The following is a 16038-nucleotide window of genomic DNA, read 5'->3' as shown; positions in this document are numbered from 1 at the left end:
ATGGATACCAATAAAGGTATTATTGCCTGGTTCGCCCGCAATAGCGTCGCAGCAAATTTGCTGATGGCGATTATTTTAGTAGCCGGTATTGCGGCTGTTTTTACGATAAAAAAGCAGGCTTTTCCAGAAATTGAATTGGAAGTGGTTAACATCCGGGTGGCTTACCTTGGCGCTGCACCACAAGAAGTGGAATCCGGGGTTATTGATAAAGTCGAGGAGAGCCTGCGCGCAGTAAATGGTATTAAACGCATTCGCTCTACTGCCGTCGAAGGCCTGGCAACAATTCGGGCTGAAATTGACTCGAATTTTAAAGTGCAGGAAGTCATGGATGAGATAAAAACCCAGGTTGGTTCTATTTCTTCCTTGCCAGAACAAACTGAACGGCCAGTGGTATATCGGGTGCGTTTTCAAAGTAATGTTATGTGGTTATCGTTGTATGGCGATGCACCAGAGCGCACCTTAAAAGAGCTGGCTAAAGATATCCGGGATGAAATTAAAAAGCAGCCTGGGGTGAGTAAAGTTGATGTGGTCGCCGCGCGCGACTACGAAGTAGCCGTTGAGGTCCCGGAGCTTAAATTAAAAGAATATGGCTTAACGCTGGATCAGGTTGTGGCCGCGATCCGGGCCAGTTCGGTAGATTTACCCGGTGGTGCAATCCGCTCTGAAAGCGGTAATATTTTACTGCGCACCAAAGGCCAGGCCTATAATCAGGCTGACTTTGACAATATTGTACTGCTGAAATTTGCCGATGGCAGCCGGCTTACCTTAGGCGAAATTGCCAACGTTAATGATGGTTTTATTGAACGCAGCCGCTTGGCAACCTTTGACGGTAAAAACAGTGTGTCGATCCGGATTGATGCCGTAGGTGAAGACGATACGCTGCAAATTGCTGATACCGTTAAACAATATGTTAAAGATAAAAAAGCCAGTTTGCCGCCCAGCGTGCAGCTGGATTACTGGGGTGACTCCAGTTATTACCTGCAAGGCCGGTTAGATCTAATGACCGGCAACTTGCTGACCGGGGTAATTCTGGTGCTGCTGGCGCTAACCTTATTCTTGGAGTTTCGGGTGGCCTTCTGGGTGATGGTGGGTATTCCGGTCTGTTTCCTTGGCGCACTGGCGATGCTGCCATTACCGATGTTTGATGTCTCTATTAATATGATCAGCTTGTTTGGCTTTATTCTGGTGCTGGGGATAGTGGTGGATGATGCGATTATAATCGGTGAAAGCGCCTACACCGAGATAGAAAAGCGCGGTAAATCGACTGCAGCGGTGATTGCCGGGGCCCAAAAAGTTGCCATGCCGGCCACTTTTGGCGTGTTAACGACTATTGCGGCCTTTGTACCGATGTTAATGGTTGGCGGCGGTCAGTCAGCGATATGGGAATCCATTGCCTGGGTGGTGGTGCTGTGTCTGGTGTTTTCTATTATTGAATCAAAACTTATTTTACCTACTCACATTGCCAATATGGATACTAAACCGTGGGATCCGGATAAAGGTGGTGTTTACGCTTTAGGCCGGTTTGGTAGTAATACCTTAAAGCGGGTTCGCGAAGCGGTATCCCGTGTACTGTATCGCTTTATTCACAATACGTACAAACCTTTTATTGAGCGGTGTATTCAGCTGCGTTATCTGACGATGGCGTGCTTTTTTGCCTTGATGATTTTAATGATTGGTGTGCTGCAAGGTGGTTTTGTCCGTTGGGTATTTTTCCCGAATATTCCTAGTGACTTTATTCAGGCTAACGTCCAAATGGAAGAGGGCGCGTCGAATGAGGCGACCGTGCTGGCGATGCAGGAAATTGAAAAAGCCTTACTGCGTGCCAACACCGAACTTGGGCGTGAATTTAATGAAGATGTGATTAAGCACCGGCTGGTATTTTTAAACAGCGATACCGCAGGTCAGCTGGTGGTCGAGCTTGAAAAAAGTGAAGACCGCGAAATTGATGGCTTTGAGATTGCCAAGCGCTGGCGGGAGCAGATACCGGAAATCCCGGGTTTGAAAACATTTAAAATTAACAGCTCGCCGATGGGCGGTGGTGGCGCTGATATTGCGCTGCAATTGCGCGGTACCAACTTACAAAACCTGCAACTGGCAACTGAAGAGTTAAAAGCCAGATTGGCCGAGTATGCCGGGGTATTTGATATTGAGGACAACTTACTTGGCGGCAATGATGAAATTGTATTGGCATTAAAACCAGAGGCCGAGTTACTGGGCATTAGCCTGGCCGATTTAGCCCGGCAGGTACGCTATGGCTTTTACGGGGCGGAGGCTCAGCGCCTGCAGCGTAATGGCGAAGAAATTAAAGTGATGGTGCGTTACCCGCAGGATGAGCGTCGTTCAATTGGTGATTTGGAAAACATGCGCATTCGCACGGCTAACGGTGGCGAAGTACCATTTTCCCGGGTAGCCAGCTATACCATGCAACCGAGCTTCAGCGCCATTAACCGGGTGAATGGTGAGCGGGCGGTGACCATTAGCGCGGCAGCCGATAAAACCCTGATTGAGCCAGCCAAAGTCGTTCGTGAAGTACAAAATAAAGTGATCAAAGAGCTGGAGCAAAAATACCTTGGCGTCACCGGGTCATTGGATGGTGCCAGCCAGGATGAAATTGATGCCCAGGTTGATTTAATGAAAGCGGCAGTGTTAGCGCTTTTTGCCATTTACGCGTTAATGGCGGTGCCGCTTAAATCTTACAGTCAGCCATTAATTATTATGAGCGTGATCCCCTTTGGCTTAATTGGTGCTGTGGTGGGCCATATGTTACTTGGGCTGAGCCTGAGCATTATGTCGATCTTTGGTTTAGTGGCATTAGCGGGGGTAGTAGTCAATGACAGCCTGATTATGGTGGACTTTGTTAACCGGGCACGGGAGCAGGGCATGGCCATTAAACAGGCGGTAGTAGAAGCTGGTACCCAGCGTTTTCGGGCCATTTTATTAACCTCGCTGACCACCTTTGTCGGTTTGGCGCCCATTGTGCTGGAACGGAGCTTACAGGCGAAAATTGTAGTGCCGATGGCGGTATCACTGGCATTCGGTATTCTGTTCGCGACGGTCATTACTTTGGTACTGATCCCGGCGCTGTATGTTATTTTAGAGGACACTAAGAAAGTCGTGCCACAAGCTATCAGCAGTTTTGGCCGGGCTATTCGCAGCTATGCTAACTTTAACCAGCCCGATAGCCGGCGCGAGTTCTGGCAGTTTTTCTGGGTTCATATTGCGCTGTTGCTGGTGTTGCTTATTGTCGATGGTATTGTTGCCCGTACAGGAATATTACCTATGGGCGTTATCGCATTGTCCTATTTAATCGCGATGACATTGCCGATTGCTGCGGCGATTTGCCGCCGCTTAGTCGATTTAGAGTTCAGTCGCGGGTGGGCACTGTTGTTGATTATTCCACTGTTGGGTTTAATCGTGCTACTGATAATAACGTTGTTTGCCGGTAAACATGCAGCCCAAGTTACTACTGAGGATGAAGCAAAGGATCCGAGCCATTCACCGGTAACTGATAGCGGTTTTTAAGCACGGCGTAACCCACACAGGAGGCAGTAGCTTAAGCGGATGGATGCACTGCTATGGTTAACAGCGGCAATGCCGCTGTTAAGTGTTTTTATGTTACTGGTGTTGCTGCGAATGCCTGCCAGCCGGGCGATGCCGCTAAGCTTAGTGGTATGCGCGGTACTGGCCTATCTGGTGTGGCAAGTGCCCCCGGTGCAACTGGCTGCTGCGGTGGCCGAAGGGCTGGTTATTGCCAGTACTATTTTATGGATAGTATTTGGCGCCATATTATTACTGAACGTGTTAAAACAAACGGGTGCTATCGGGGTCATTAAAAGCGGATTTGCTGCTATATCCCCTGACAAACGGGTGCAGCTAATCATTATCGCCTGGTTGTTTGGCAGTTTTTTAGAAGGCGCTGCCGGCTTCGGTACACCGGCTGCTATTGCAGCCCCCCTTTTAGTTGCCCTGGGCTTTAGCCCCATTGCTGCCGTGGTACTGGCGCTGGTCGCCGATTCCAGTGCAGTGTCTTTTGGTGCGGTTGGTACGCCGGTGCTGGTCGGTATTGCTCAGGGTGTGCCAGGTATAACTCACGATGCGGTGCTGCAAATTGCCTTAACGGCCATCAGCATCGATATTGCCGTTGCGTCCTGGTTACCACTGATCATGGTGGTAATGTTAACCCGGTTTTTTAGTGTCAGGCGCAGCTGGCGCGATGGTTTTGCTATTGCGCCTTTTGCGCTGCTAAGTGGCCTGGCGTTTACCGTACCTGCGTATTTGGTGGCACTATTGCTGGGACCCGAATTCCCGTCAATACTTGGCGCGCTAATTGGCTTAGTACTTATTTGTACCGCCGCCCGTTACAACATATTGCTACCGGCCAGGCCATGGCTAGGTGATCCTACCAGCACCGATCCGCAAACCCTGCCGGTGCAGCCAGATTTAAGCCTTGGTAAATCAGATATGCCGCTGCCAGTAGTCATTTCGCATGGCATGTCGCTTGGTCGCGCCTGGTTACCTTACGCGTTAATCGCTGTGCTGCTGATAATCAGCCGGATCCCTGGCTTACCCTTTAAACATTACTTACAACAAATGGCATGGCAGTGGCCTGATATTTTTGGCACCGGGCTTAGTGTTAGCGTCAGTCCGCTTTATTTACCGGGCACTTTATTTGTGCTGGTGGCTATTGGCAGCTGTTTTTTACTGCGTGGCTCAACTCCGCTGTTAATAACAGCTTGCCGGCACAGTGCTCAGATGCTGTTACCCTCCGCCATTGCCCTGGCCGGAGCTGTACCCATGGTCAGAATTTTTCTGCAATCAGACGTTAATGCCGCAGGCTTGCCTGCCATGCCTATCGCACTGGCCAGCGAAGCGGCTCAATATTTAGCCCAAAGCTGGTTGTGGATTGCGCCATTTGTCGGTGCGCTGGGCTCATTTATTGCTGGCTCTGCCACCTTTTCGAACTTGATGTTTGGCAGTTTTCAGCAGGCAATGGCTACAGAAGCGGGTTTACCTTTTTCCCTTACCTTAGCGTTGCAAATGCTGGGAGCCAATGCTGGCAATATGATTTGCGTGGTTAATGTGGTCGCCGCAGCAAGTGTGGTAAATTTGCAGGGTAGAGAGGGCGATATTATTCGCTATACACTGGCGCCGATGTTGTTTTATTGTGTAGCAGCAAGCACGGTAGCCTGGCTGTTGTATGTTTAAGGCTGCTCGGCATACTGTCTCTGTTTATAACGCCGGTATAAGGAAAGTATGAAAATTATTTTCAACGCTAATGATATTTTAGAAGCGCATATTGTCGCCGGTATGCTGCGCTCCTATGGCATAGAAGCTCACGTGGGAGGGCATTACCTGCAAGGCGCAGTGGGGGACGTTGCGCCGCTGGGTATTGCCACTATTCTGGTGCAGGACGAAGATAGCGAGCAGGCTGAAAAGATTGTTGCCGATTATCAGAATAATGCAGTAAGCCAGAGCGAACCTGACGATCCGCTGCTGGCAACCGAAGCTGACTAACCCTGGTTACTCATGACGTCATTAGCATTCAATAATATTGACTGCCAGGCCACCGCGTGAGGTTTCCTTATACTTGGTTTGCATATCGCGACCGGTGTCCCACATGGTTTTAATCACTTTATCCAGTGACACTTTCTGATCGCCGCTACCACGCAGCGCCAGTCGTGAGGCATTAATCGCTTTAATTGAACCCATGGCGTTGCGTTCAATACAGGGTACTTGCACCAAACCGCCCACCGGATCGCAGGTTAAGCCTAAGTTATGCTCCATACCAATTTCAGCGGCGTTTTCCACGTGCAGTGGCGTACCGCCCTGAATTTCAGTTAAGGCGGCGGCTGCCATAGAGCACGCCACGCCCACTTCACCCTGACAACCGACTTCAGCGCCGGAAATAGAAGCATTTTTCTTATATAAAATACCAATAGCGGCCGCCGTTAGCAGATAACGGGTAGCAATTTCCGGGCTGACCGGCTGAATAAACTTATCAAAGTACATCAGCACGGCTGGAATGATGCCAGCAGCGCCGTTAGTGGGCGCGGTAACGACCCGGCCGCCGGCAGCGTTTTCTTCGTTAACCGCCAGCGCAAACAGGTTGACCCAGTCCATTACCTGCAACGGATCGCTGCTTTTTTCACTGATAAGACGTTTATACAGTGCTGGTGCGCGCCGTTTTACTTTTAAGCCACCCGGTAAAATGCCCTCGGTTTTAATACCACGGTCAATACAGGCACGCATAGTAAGCCAGATATTATTCAGCTCACTCTCAATTTTTACCGGGCTGCGTAATACTTTTTCATTTTCAAGCATTAAGCCCGACACCGATAAACCATGCTCTTTGCAAAGCGCCAACAGCTCAGTACCCGATTCAAAGGGGTACGGCGGCGGATTATCGGCTGCAAACTGACTGGCGGCTTCTTTTTCTTTGGCAAACTCTTCGGCCTTAACAATAAAGCCACCGCCAATCGAAAAATACACTTCGCGCAATAACTCAGTTTTGTTGCTGTCAAAAGCCACCAGCTCCATGCCATTAGAGTGTTCTTTTAACGTTTTACGCCGGTGAAACATAATGGCGCCGTCACGCGGAAATTTAACGCTCTGGCTTTGCGCCAGCTGCAATCGTTGACTGTCGTGCACCTGTTTTAACAGGCCATCAATGGTGTCCGGATCGATAGTTTCTGGCAAATAACCTGATAGACCGAGGATCACCGCCTTGCCGGTGCCATGACCAATACCGGTTTGGCCCAATGAGCCGTACAACTCGACTTTGACACTGGCCACGTTCTCCAGCAGCGAGGCTTCGCTGAGGTTATCGGTAAATTTTTTGGCGGCGCGCATCGGGCCAACAGTGTGCGAACTGGAGGGGCCAATGCCAATACTAAACATGTCAAAAGCACTGATAATCATAGTAGGTGTCTATTCGTTTATTTGATGAAATTGCGGCTATTGTAACGGAAGCGGGCCACTACTGTAAGCCGGGTGGTAACTGGTCGGGTGTTATTACAGCTTGTTGTTAATTTGTTCGGGGCATAAATCGTTCGGACCAGAATCGGTTTGCTGTAAGCCAACCGTTGAAGCCCCGGATGGGCGTAAACGAGCCCCCAGGGATGGATTCACGGCGTGTTGGCGTGAGCAAACCGGTTCGACTCAGTTAATCCGATATATTTTATATTTGTGGTTGTAAGCAGTTTAATTGTCAACCTAAATTTACATTACGCCAATTGCAAACATAGCTGATGCATAATGGCCGCGGTAGCGCCCCAGATAAACTTATCCTGATACGGCATAAAATGCAGATCCCGGGTTTTACCGCGCAGGGTCAGCGAGAGCTGATGGCGGTTTTGCCGGGGTAAAAAGTGACTAAGGGGTACCTCAAATACTGCTGCCACTTCCGATACCTGCAGCTGAAAACCCCGTTGCGGGCTAATAATACCTACCCATGGCTCGATAATAAAACCAGTGGTAGTATCTTGTGCGGGTAAGCGGCCCAATAAGCTCACTTCAGTTTGTGCCAGGCCTATTTCTTCTTCAGCTTCGCGCAGGGCGGCCGAGCAGCTGGTCTCCCCGGGTTCAATCCTGCCACCGGGAAAACTAATTTGCCCCGGGTGATGACGCAGGTGCAAAGCGCGTTGGGTGAAGAGTACTTTTAGTTGATTGCCATAATCGACAATGGGTACCAGTACGGCCGCATGCTGCGGGGTGGCAGGGACACCATCGGCCAGAGGCACCGGGCCTTTTTGCACAGGTAAAGGTTGACCCGCCGCTAATGAATTACGGGTTAACACAAAGCGGCTGCAAAAGTGCTCAGCCAGCATCGGCGTTATCAGCTGTAGTGTTGACGTTAACGAGTACCGGCAATATTTTATTTACCTTATCCAGGGTTTCCTGATATTCACTGTCTGCTTGTGAGTCGGCAACAATGCCGCCGCCCGCCCAGCAATGAACTACCCCTTCACTGCACACCAGGGTACGAATAGCGATATTACTGTCCATGTCGCCGTTATTGTTTATATAGCCAATAGCACCGCAATACACTGAGCGGCGGTGTGGCTCGAGCTGTTCAATAATTTGCATGGCGGCTACTTTCGGTGCACCGGTAATTGAGCCGCCGGGAAAAGCACCACGCAGCAAATCACAGGCATTGTACTGTGCGGCTAACTCGCCGGTAACAGTACTAACCAAATGATGCACCGCCGGGAAGCTTTCTATGGCAAATAACGCTGGCACCTTAACACTACCGACCCGGCATACTTTGCCAAGGTCATTACGCAGTAAATCAACAATCATCACGTTTTCTGCCCGATCTTTTTCCGCTTGCTGTAGCTCTGCAGCGGCTTGCTGATCGAGCTGCAGGTTACTGTGGCGGGGACGGGTGCCTTTAATGGGCTTGGTTTCTACCTGACGATTTTTTAACTGTAAAAAGCGTTCGGGCGAAATACTGAGTACCGCGCCCTGTTCCAGCCTGATAAACGCCGAAAATGGCGCGGCATTAGCTTCCCGAAGTGCCAGATAGGCTTGCCACTCGTCGCCCTGATAACGGGCAGAAAAACGCTGGGCCAGATTAATCTGGTAGCAGTTGCCATTTAATAAGTGCTGCTGAATTTGCGCAAATCGCTCGTTATATTGTGCCTGACTGATGTTCGCTTGCCAGGTACTGGTTAGCTTGAAGGGGGTTGCGGCCAGTTTCTGAGACAACTGGTGCTGGATTAATTGCCAGCGGGCCTGCGCATCGCCATGATAGTCAACGCACCAAAGCTGTTGTTGCTGTTTGTCTAATATTAATGTCCAGCTATAGAGACCCACTGCCATATCAGGTAGCGCAATATCATGCTTGCTTAGCTCGGGCAGCTTTTCCAGATAACGGCCTAAATCGTAGCCAAAGTACCCCAGAGCACCGCCGGTAAAGGGCAACTCGCCGTTCACTGGCTCAGGGAAATACCGTTTTAGTGCACAGTCCAATACGGTAAAAGGGTCTTGCGTGTAATCGTGGCTGCCCTGTTCATCGCGCAAGGTGGTGACGCCATTGGTTGCAGTCAGGGTGGCCAGTGGCTGCATAACCATGATCTGGTAACGGCTGTTTGGATGGTCACTGGCAGCAGAGTCGAGCAACATCGCCCACGGTTGGTCGGCAAAATGGCTGAAAATGGCAGTCAGGTCTGCTGACCCGGCGTATGGAATGGTTTGCGCAATTAAATACTGCTGCATAGAATGGCTAGCCGCTGTTTTCGATGCGCGCTATCATACCAGCACAGGTTACAATAGTTAATGATTAAGCCACTAATGGCATGAGAGGAAAAGTAAGCATGACGGTAATTCGCCAACAAGACTTTATCGAGAGCATTGAAGATGCGTTGCAGTATATCTCGTATTATCATCCGCTGGATTTTATCCAGGCGCTGGAGCAGGCTTACCATAAAGAGCAAAACAAAGCCGCTAAAGATGCCATTGCTCAAATTCTGATTAACTCGCGCATGTCGGCCGAGGGCCACCGGCCGATTTGTCAGGATACCGGTATTGTTACCTGTTTTGTCAAAATAGGTATGGACGTGAAATGGGATAAAACCGACCTTACCGTGCAACAGATGGTCGACGAAGGTACCCGTCGTGCCTATTTAAACCCCGACAACCCGCTGCGGGCCTCTATTGTGGCCGACCCTGCCGGCGGGCGTAAAAATACCAAAGACAATACGCCATCCGTGGTGCATATTGATTTAGTAGCGGGTCATCATGTTGAAGTGATGATTGCCGCCAAAGGCGGCGGCTCAGAAAATAAAACTAAAATGGCCATGTTAAACCCGTCAGATTCTATTGTTGACTGGGTACTGGAAACCTTACCAAAAATGGGTGCCGGCTGGTGTCCGCCAGGTATGCTGGGTATCGGTATTGGCGGCACGGCGGAAAAAGCCGCCGTGCTGGCCAAAGAAGCGCTGATGGAGCCGGTAGATATTCAGGAGCTTATTGCAAAGGGCGCTGAAACTGCCGATGAAAAACTGCGCCTGGAGCTGTATGAAAAAGTAAACAAACTGGGCATTGGCGCCCAGGGTTTAGGTGGCTTAACCACGGTAGTTGATGTCAAAATTAACAGCGTGCCCACGCATGCTGCCAGCTTACCGGTAGTGATGATCCCGAACTGTGCGGCGACCCGTCATTTACATTTTCATTTAGATGGCAGTGGCCCGGCCGATATTAAACCGCCTAAACTGGAAGACTGGCCAGAGGTAACCTGGGAGCTTGGCAGTAAGGTGCGGCGGGTTAACCTTAATACGGTAACGCCTGATGATGTCCAAAGCTGGCAGGCCGGCGAAACCGTGTTATTAAGCGGCAAAATGCTAACCGGACGCGATGCGGCGCATAAACGCATTGCTGATATGCTGAATAAAGGTGAAGGCATGCCTGAAGGGGTCGACCTTAAAAACCGCTTTATTTATTACGTCGGTCCGGTAGATGCCGTGCGCGATGAAGTGGTTGGCCCGGCCGGCCCAACGACAGCCACCCGGATGGATAAGTTTACCGAAATGATGTTATCGCAAACCGGTTTGCTTGGCATGATCGGTAAGTCTGAGCGCGGTGATTTAACCGTAGAGAGTATCAAAAAACACAAAGCGGTGTATTTAATGGCCGTGGGAGGCGCCGCTTATCTGGTATCAAAAGCCATTAAGAAATCCCGGGTAGTGGCTTTTGCTGATCTGGGAATGGAAGCCATTTATGAGTTTGACGTGGAAGATATGCCGGTAACGGTGGCGGTAGACTCCAATGGCAATAACGTGCATAAACAGGGCCCTGCGATCTGGAAAGCCAATATTGCCGAGCTGGACGCCAAACTAAAAGCAAAATAATAACGATATTAAAGCGCTGGTGTATACCGGCGCTTTGCTTTGATTTTAATCATCCTGAAGGGGAGCGAACATGAAATACTCACTGATGCTGCTAAGCGCGTTAGCGGCAGCACCACTGGCGGCGCCAGTGACCGCGAAAGAGCCATTAACGGTAGAGCATCTGAACCAGTTTAATAAAATTTCAGCGATGAGTTTATCAAACGATGGCCGCTTTCTGGCTTATAGTCAGAGCAACGGCGGTTTTGCCCCGGCAGACACCAGCAGTGACATTTACTTAAAAGACCTCAGCCAAAACAGTTCTGCGCAGCGTTTAACCCAAACCGACGCCAGCGAGCGGGCACTGGCTTTTAGCCAGGATGGCCAGGCCTTGTATTTTATTGCCAATCGCAGTGGCAGTAATCAGGTATGGCGCATGCCACTAAAAGGTGGCGAAGCACTCCAGGTAACAGACTTACCCTTGCCGGTTGAAGGTTTTATAGTATCTGCCGACGGCAAAACGCTGGCACTGTCACTGGCGGTATTACCGGGCTGTAGCACGCTTAAATGCACGGTTGATGCCAAGGCTGCTGAGCAAGAGCGTAAAGACAGTGCGCTGGCCTACGACAGTCTGATGGTACGGCACTGGGATCACTGGCGTACGCCATATCGCAGCCAGTTGCATGTCGCCACGATCAATGAAAATGCTGCCGATGGCATGGTGACCGATGCCAAAAACCTGATTAGCGACTGGGATACTGATATTGCTGGCATGGATCAGGTGGCGTTTACCCCTGATAACCAGCATTTAGTGTTCAGCGCCAAAGCGCCGGGTAAGGAGCAGGCCTGGCATACTAACTATGATATTTTTCAGGTGGCCGTTGCTGGCGGCGAAAAAGTTAACTTAACAGCTGACAACAAAGCCTGGGATGCCAAGCCCAAGTTTTCTGCGGATGGTCGTTTTATGGCTTACCTGGCCATGAGTAAGCCGGGGGCGGAAGCCGACCGTTTTGGTTTAATGTTACTGGATATGGTGACCGGGCAGCGTAAAGAGCTGGCGGCAGAGTTTGATCGCTCGGTCAGTGATTATCAGTTTGGTAGTGATAACCGTACAATTTATGTAACAGCGCAAGACCTTGGCCAGTACAGTATTTTTGCCATTAACACCAGCTTTGGTGACGTACGTAAGGTATACAGCAATGGCTATGCCGGCAACTTGCAGGTTGCCAGTGACAAGTTGGTGTTTACAAATCACCGGCTGGATATGCCAACAGAAGTATTTCAACTGAGCACTGATGGCAGTCAGTTAACCCAGCTTACCGATGTCAATGCCAAATGGCGTGAGCAGGTGCAGTTTGGTGATTACGAGCAGTTCAGTTTTAAAGGTGCCAACGATACCACCGTCTATGGCTATCTGGTAAAACCGTGGAATTTTGATGCCAGCAAAAAATATCCGATGGCGTTTTTAGTGCACGGTGGGCCACAGGGCAGCTTTGGTAACATGTTTAACGAGCGTTGGAACGCCCAGATGTATGCCGCTAAGGGTTATGCGGTAGTGATGGTTGATTTTCATGGCTCTACCGGCTACGGCCAGGCCTTTACTGATGCTATCAGCCGCGATTGGGGTGGAAAGCCGTTAGAAGATCTGAAAAAAGGGTTTGAATATATCGTTAACGCCCAGCCCTGGATTGACGGTGATCGCGCCTGCGCGCTTGGTGCTTCTTATGGTGGCTATATGATGAACTGGATTGCCGGTAACTGGCCAACCGGCTTTAAATGTCTGGTTAACCATGCCGGCTTATACGATATGCCCAGCTTTTATGGCAGCACCGAAGAGTTGTGGTTCCCGGAGTACGACTTAGGTGGCCCGGCCTGGGCTGCAGATTCAGACTATCAGAAATTTAACCCGGCAGCTTATGCCGATAAATGGCAAACACCAATGCTGGTTATTCACGGCTTAAAAGACTACCGGGTACCTTATGCCCAGGGCTTAGGGGCTTTTACCACCCTGCAGCGCAAAGGTATTGATTCGCGTCTGGTTATTTTCCCGGATGAAAACCACTGGATCTTAAACAAAGATAACCGGGTGCGCTGGTATAACGAAGTATTTGCCTGGCTGGAGAAGTACACTAAGTAATAGAAAGTGACCGTAGTTATTCAAAGCTGCGGTTACGGCAGAAGCCGGTTTACTCACGCTGACACGCCGTAAACCCTTCCTTGGGGGCTCCTCTACGCCCATCCGGGGCGTAGACGGTCAGCTTAGAGCATTCCGACTCCTGCTGCACCAGCAATGGAGTAGCATCGAATGTTCGATTTTCAACAATGCCGTGATCACTGCCTGATGCAACTGCAAAGCGTTGAGGACTTCCCGTTTGGTCCGGATATTTTATGTTTATAAAACCGGCAAAATATTCGCCATTTTAAGTGAACAGGACGGTGTCGCCCGGGTAAACCTGAAATGCGACCCTGCCGAAGCGCTGATGCTGCGCGACATTTTTCCTGCCATCAGCCCCGGTTACCATATGAATAAACAGCACTGGAACACTGTGTTACTGGACGGTAGCGTGCCAGATAACGAAATAAAACGCCAGATTGAAAACTCCTATCAGCTGATTGTTCAAAGTCTGCCGAAAGCGAAAAGACCGTTGCTAACAAAATAGAGGTAGCCAGCATGAATTTATCTGATGTCGTGATTTTGTCCGGTGTCCGCACCGCGATTGGCAGTTTTGGTGGCAGTTTAGCCGGGCTAAGCCCGGCAGACCTTGGTACGGCGGCTGCGACAGAGGCGCTAAACCGTGTGGGTGTTTCGCCAACAGATGTCGACCATGCGGTATTTGGTCATATTATTACTACGAGCCCGGCAGACGTCTATCTGGCGCGGCATATCGCACTAAAAAGCGGCATGTCAGCAAGCAGTGCTGCATTTAATGTTAACCGTTTATGTGGCTCTGGGGTGCAGGCGATAATATCGGCTGCGCAAATGATTCAACTGGGCCACAGTAAACTGGCGCTGGCCGGTGGTGCCGAGAGTATGAGTAACGGTGCTTATTTGCTGCCAAACGTCCGGCGTGGTTTGCGGATGGGCCATGCCAATGTAACCGATTTAACCCTGGGTATTTTAACCGACCCGTTTGGCAGCGGCCATATGGGGATTACTGCCGAAACCGTTGCAGCCCAATATGGTTTTAGCCGCGCTGACTTAGATGCCTTTGCGCTGCAAAGCCAGCAGCGGGCGGCGCATGCGCAGCAACAGGGCTACTTTACTGAGCAAATTGTGCCACTGAAGGTAAAAGTAGGGCGCAATGAAGAGTTGTTTCAGCAGGATGAGCATATTCGCGCCGACACGACTCTGGATAGCTTAGCCAAACTAAAACCAGCGTTTCAAGCCAATGGCCTGGTGACACCGGGTAACGCATCTGGCTTAAATGACGGTGCGGCTGCCATGTTGCTAACCAGCCGGTTTGAAGCTGAAAAACGTGGCCTCAAGCCACAAGCCCGGCTGCTTGGCTATGCTTTTGCCGGGGTAGAGCCTGGGGTTATGGGGCTGGGGCCAATACCTGCCGTGCAGCAGGTTTTGGCGCAAACCGGCTTAACGGTTGCCGATTTGGATGTGATTGAGTCAAACGAAGCCTTTGCGGCTCAGGCCTTAGCGGTAAGCCAGACGCTTGGTTTTGACAACGCCAAAGTAAACCCCAATGGCGGCGCTATAGCGCTGGGCCATCCGGTGGGCGCTACCGGTTCAATACTGATTATTAAATTGTTAGCCGAGCTGAAACGGATCCAGGGCCGTTATGGTCTGGTCACCATGTGTATTGGCGGCGGCCAGGGCGTAGCGCTGTTAGTTGAATCGATGCAGTAGTGCGTTTAGCGCCAGCGGTTTAACACCTTTACTGACTTTCGCTGGCGATCTGTTGCAGCGCCTGCGCCAGTTGCGCCGGTTCCTGTGCGCCGGAAATCAGATATTTCTGATTAATAATAAACGCAGGTACCGATGAAATACCAGCCTGCTGATAGTTAGCAATATCTTCACTGACATCATTGGCATAGTCATCGCTTGCCAGAATACGGCAGGCTTCTGCTTTATCCAGCCCGGCTTTTTCGGCACACTTTGTTAATACGGCTACGTCAGACACATCTTTCGCCTCGCCAAAATAGGCATCAAACAAAGCCAGTTTCATCTCTGTCGCTTTATTTGCAGTGGCTGCCCACTTTACCAACCGGTGGGCATCGAAGGTATTACAGGTAAAACGCTGCTGCATTTTTGTGAAATTAAGGCCAAGCTCAGCGGCAATATTCATCATATTGGCCTGCGTCTCGCGCATTTCTTGCTCTGAACGGCCATATTTGCGGCTTAGCGCCGGCAAAATAGGTTCCTGGAGGGCATTTTTGTCCGGGTTCAGTTCAAAAGCGTGCCATTCTAGCTCAGTATCCAGCTCAGGCAATGAGCCGAGCGCCTGCTGCAACCGGGCGTAGCCAATGGCACACCAGGGACAGGCAATATCAGAAACTAAGTCAATTTTCAGAGTTGTCATGGTTCAGGCTCCTGTTAATTGCGGTGTAATTAATAGTAACCCTAAACGCTAACACAGCTGTTAGCAGTTACCAACTCGCGTAGTAATTTTTACGTTATCACTGCAAATATTACCGGTAACTTTCTTTGTTCATTTTCAGTTAATATTTAGTAAAAATAATGATTTATTTAAATCAAAAACTTACAGAAATTCATCAGAGAATCCATTCTTGGTACAGCAGTTGCGTTTGGTTGGACAGCTGCGATGGCGCAGCGGATTTTATAACCAACTCCTGGAGAAATGACATGAAAAAACATATCACTTCTGTACTGGCATTAACAATATCATTAAGTAGCGCAGCAGTTTTAGCGAATAAAACAGGCTTCGATGATATCGATCGTGACCGCGATGGTTACGTAACAAAATCTGATTTTCAACAACATGTTGCCGATCGGCATTTTATGCAATTTGATCGTAACCGCGATGGTATGCTTGATGAAAATGAATTCAGCAGCAGCCGCTTCGGAAGCAATATGGCTGATTTTGACCGAGATCGGGATAGTCGGTTGTCGAAAGCTGAAATGATGGACGGTATGTTCAGTCAGTATGATACTGACCGGGACGGCCGGTTAAGTAAAGAGGAATGGAAAAATGTTGAACGTGCTGGTATTGGCTACTAACCAGTGAGCTATTCGCCTGGGGTA

General features: G+C 49.9%; 12 protein-coding genes. 8 read left to right on the top strand and 4 right to left on the bottom strand.

Annotated elements, in window-relative coordinates:
- From B2Q61_RS14155 to B2Q61_RS14145, 3 genes are read left to right on the top strand one after another with little or no spacing between them, the layout of a single operon-like run.
- The gene (locus B2Q61_RS14155; RefSeq protein WP_290616888.1) at positions 1-3522 is read left to right on the top strand and encodes an efflux RND transporter permease subunit; all 3522 of its coding nucleotides are present in this window, start codon (positions 1-3) and stop codon (positions 3520-3522) included.
- A 39-nt stretch (positions 3523-3561) separates the two neighbouring features.
- On the top strand, positions 3562-5205 hold the full coding sequence (locus tag B2Q61_RS14150) for an L-lactate permease (protein ID WP_290616886.1): 1644 nt from the start codon (positions 3562-3564) through the stop codon (positions 5203-5205).
- Between the two features lie 48 nt (positions 5206-5253).
- Entirely contained in the window at positions 5254-5514 is a 261-nt protein-coding gene (locus B2Q61_RS14145) for a DUF2007 domain-containing protein (protein ID WP_290616884.1), read from the top strand.
- Positions 5515-5535: 21 nt separating this feature from the next.
- Here the strand turns inward: B2Q61_RS14145 and B2Q61_RS14140 are convergent, their stop codons facing one another.
- From B2Q61_RS14140 to pabB, 3 genes are all read right to left on the bottom strand, one after another.
- Complete coding sequence (locus B2Q61_RS14140; protein WP_290616882.1) at positions 5536-6918, bottom strand: L-serine ammonia-lyase; 1383 nt, start codon at positions 6916-6918, stop codon at positions 5536-5538.
- 305 nt (positions 6919-7223) lie between these two features.
- Complete coding sequence (locus B2Q61_RS14135) at positions 7224-7826, bottom strand: CoA pyrophosphatase (protein ID WP_290616879.1); 603 nt, start codon at positions 7824-7826, stop codon at positions 7224-7226.
- On the bottom strand, positions 7816-9216 hold the full coding sequence (pabB, locus tag B2Q61_RS14130; RefSeq protein ID WP_290616877.1) for an aminodeoxychorismate synthase component I: 1401 nt from the start codon (positions 9214-9216) through the stop codon (positions 7816-7818). Before pabB ends, B2Q61_RS14135 begins: the two co-directional genes overlap by 11 nt.
- 98 nt (positions 9217-9314) lie before the next feature.
- On the opposite strand from pabB, the gene B2Q61_RS14125 reads away from it, so the two are divergent.
- The 4 genes from B2Q61_RS14125 to bktB all read left to right on the top strand — a co-directional run bounded on the left by B2Q61_RS14125 (position 9315) and on the right by bktB (position 14682).
- A complete protein-coding gene (locus B2Q61_RS14125) occupies positions 9315-10847 on the top strand; it encodes a fumarate hydratase (protein ID WP_290616875.1) in 1533 nt (510 codons plus the stop codon).
- A 70-nt stretch (positions 10848-10917) separates the two neighbouring features.
- Positions 10918-12960 carry an alpha/beta hydrolase family protein gene (locus B2Q61_RS14120; RefSeq protein ID WP_290616873.1) on the top strand — a complete coding sequence of 681 codons (2043 nt, stop codon included), beginning with the start codon at positions 10918-10920 and terminating at the stop codon, positions 12958-12960.
- Positions 12961-13195: 235 nt separating this feature from the next.
- A complete protein-coding gene (locus B2Q61_RS14115; protein ID WP_290616871.1) occupies positions 13196-13483 on the top strand; it encodes an MmcQ/YjbR family DNA-binding protein in 288 nt (95 codons plus the stop codon).
- Positions 13484-13494: 11 nt separating this feature from the next.
- A complete protein-coding gene (gene bktB / locus B2Q61_RS14110; RefSeq protein WP_290616869.1) occupies positions 13495-14682 on the top strand; it encodes a beta-ketothiolase BktB in 1188 nt (395 codons plus the stop codon).
- Between the two features lie 28 nt (positions 14683-14710).
- Here the strand turns inward: bktB and B2Q61_RS14105 are convergent, their stop codons facing one another.
- Positions 14711-15355, bottom strand: coding sequence for a DsbA family oxidoreductase (locus B2Q61_RS14105; protein WP_290616867.1), 645 nt, complete (start codon positions 15353-15355; stop codon positions 14711-14713).
- Between the two features lie 284 nt (positions 15356-15639).
- On the opposite strand from B2Q61_RS14105, the gene B2Q61_RS14100 reads away from it, so the two are divergent.
- Positions 15640-16014, top strand: coding sequence for an EF-hand domain-containing protein (locus B2Q61_RS14100; protein WP_290616865.1), 375 nt, complete (start codon positions 15640-15642; stop codon positions 16012-16014).
- Positions 16015-16038 lie beyond the last annotated feature (24 nt).

This window comes from Arsukibacterium sp. UBA5043, assembly GCA_002415085.1.
Classification (GTDB): Bacteria; Pseudomonadota; Gammaproteobacteria; order Enterobacterales; family Alteromonadaceae; genus Alishewanella.
Note: the sequence above shows the minus strand (reverse complement) of the source record. Positions and strands in the feature narration are given on the sequence as shown.

Excerpts from the sequence above, each read along its gene's own strand:
- B2Q61_RS14100 (WP_290616865.1), top strand. The coding sequence starts at position 15,640 with ATGAAAAAACATATCACTTCTGTACTGGCATTAACAATATCATTAAGT.
- B2Q61_RS14145 (WP_290616884.1), top strand. The coding sequence starts at position 5,254 with ATGAAAATTATTTTCAACGCTAATGATATTTTAGAAGCGCATATTGTC.
- B2Q61_RS14155 (WP_290616888.1), top strand. The coding sequence starts at position 1 with ATGGATACCAATAAAGGTATTATTGCCTGGTTCGCCCGCAATAGCGTC.
- pabB (WP_290616877.1), bottom strand. The coding sequence starts at position 9,216 with ATGCAGCAGTATTTAATTGCGCAAACCATTCCATACGCCGGGTCAGCA.
- B2Q61_RS14125 (WP_290616875.1), top strand. The coding sequence starts at position 9,315 with ATGACGGTAATTCGCCAACAAGACTTTATCGAGAGCATTGAAGATGCG.
- B2Q61_RS14105 (WP_290616867.1), bottom strand. The coding sequence starts at position 15,355 with ATGACAACTCTGAAAATTGACTTAGTTTCTGATATTGCCTGTCCCTGG.
- B2Q61_RS14120 (WP_290616873.1), top strand. The coding sequence starts at position 10,918 with ATGAAATACTCACTGATGCTGCTAAGCGCGTTAGCGGCAGCACCACTG.
- B2Q61_RS14140 (WP_290616882.1), bottom strand. The coding sequence starts at position 6,918 with ATGATTATCAGTGCTTTTGACATGTTTAGTATTGGCATTGGCCCCTCC.
- bktB (WP_290616869.1), top strand. The coding sequence starts at position 13,495 with ATGAATTTATCTGATGTCGTGATTTTGTCCGGTGTCCGCACCGCGATT.
- B2Q61_RS14150 (WP_290616886.1), top strand. The coding sequence starts at position 3,562 with ATGGATGCACTGCTATGGTTAACAGCGGCAATGCCGCTGTTAAGTGTT.
- B2Q61_RS14135 (WP_290616879.1), bottom strand. The coding sequence starts at position 7,826 with ATGCTGGCTGAGCACTTTTGCAGCCGCTTTGTGTTAACCCGTAATTCA.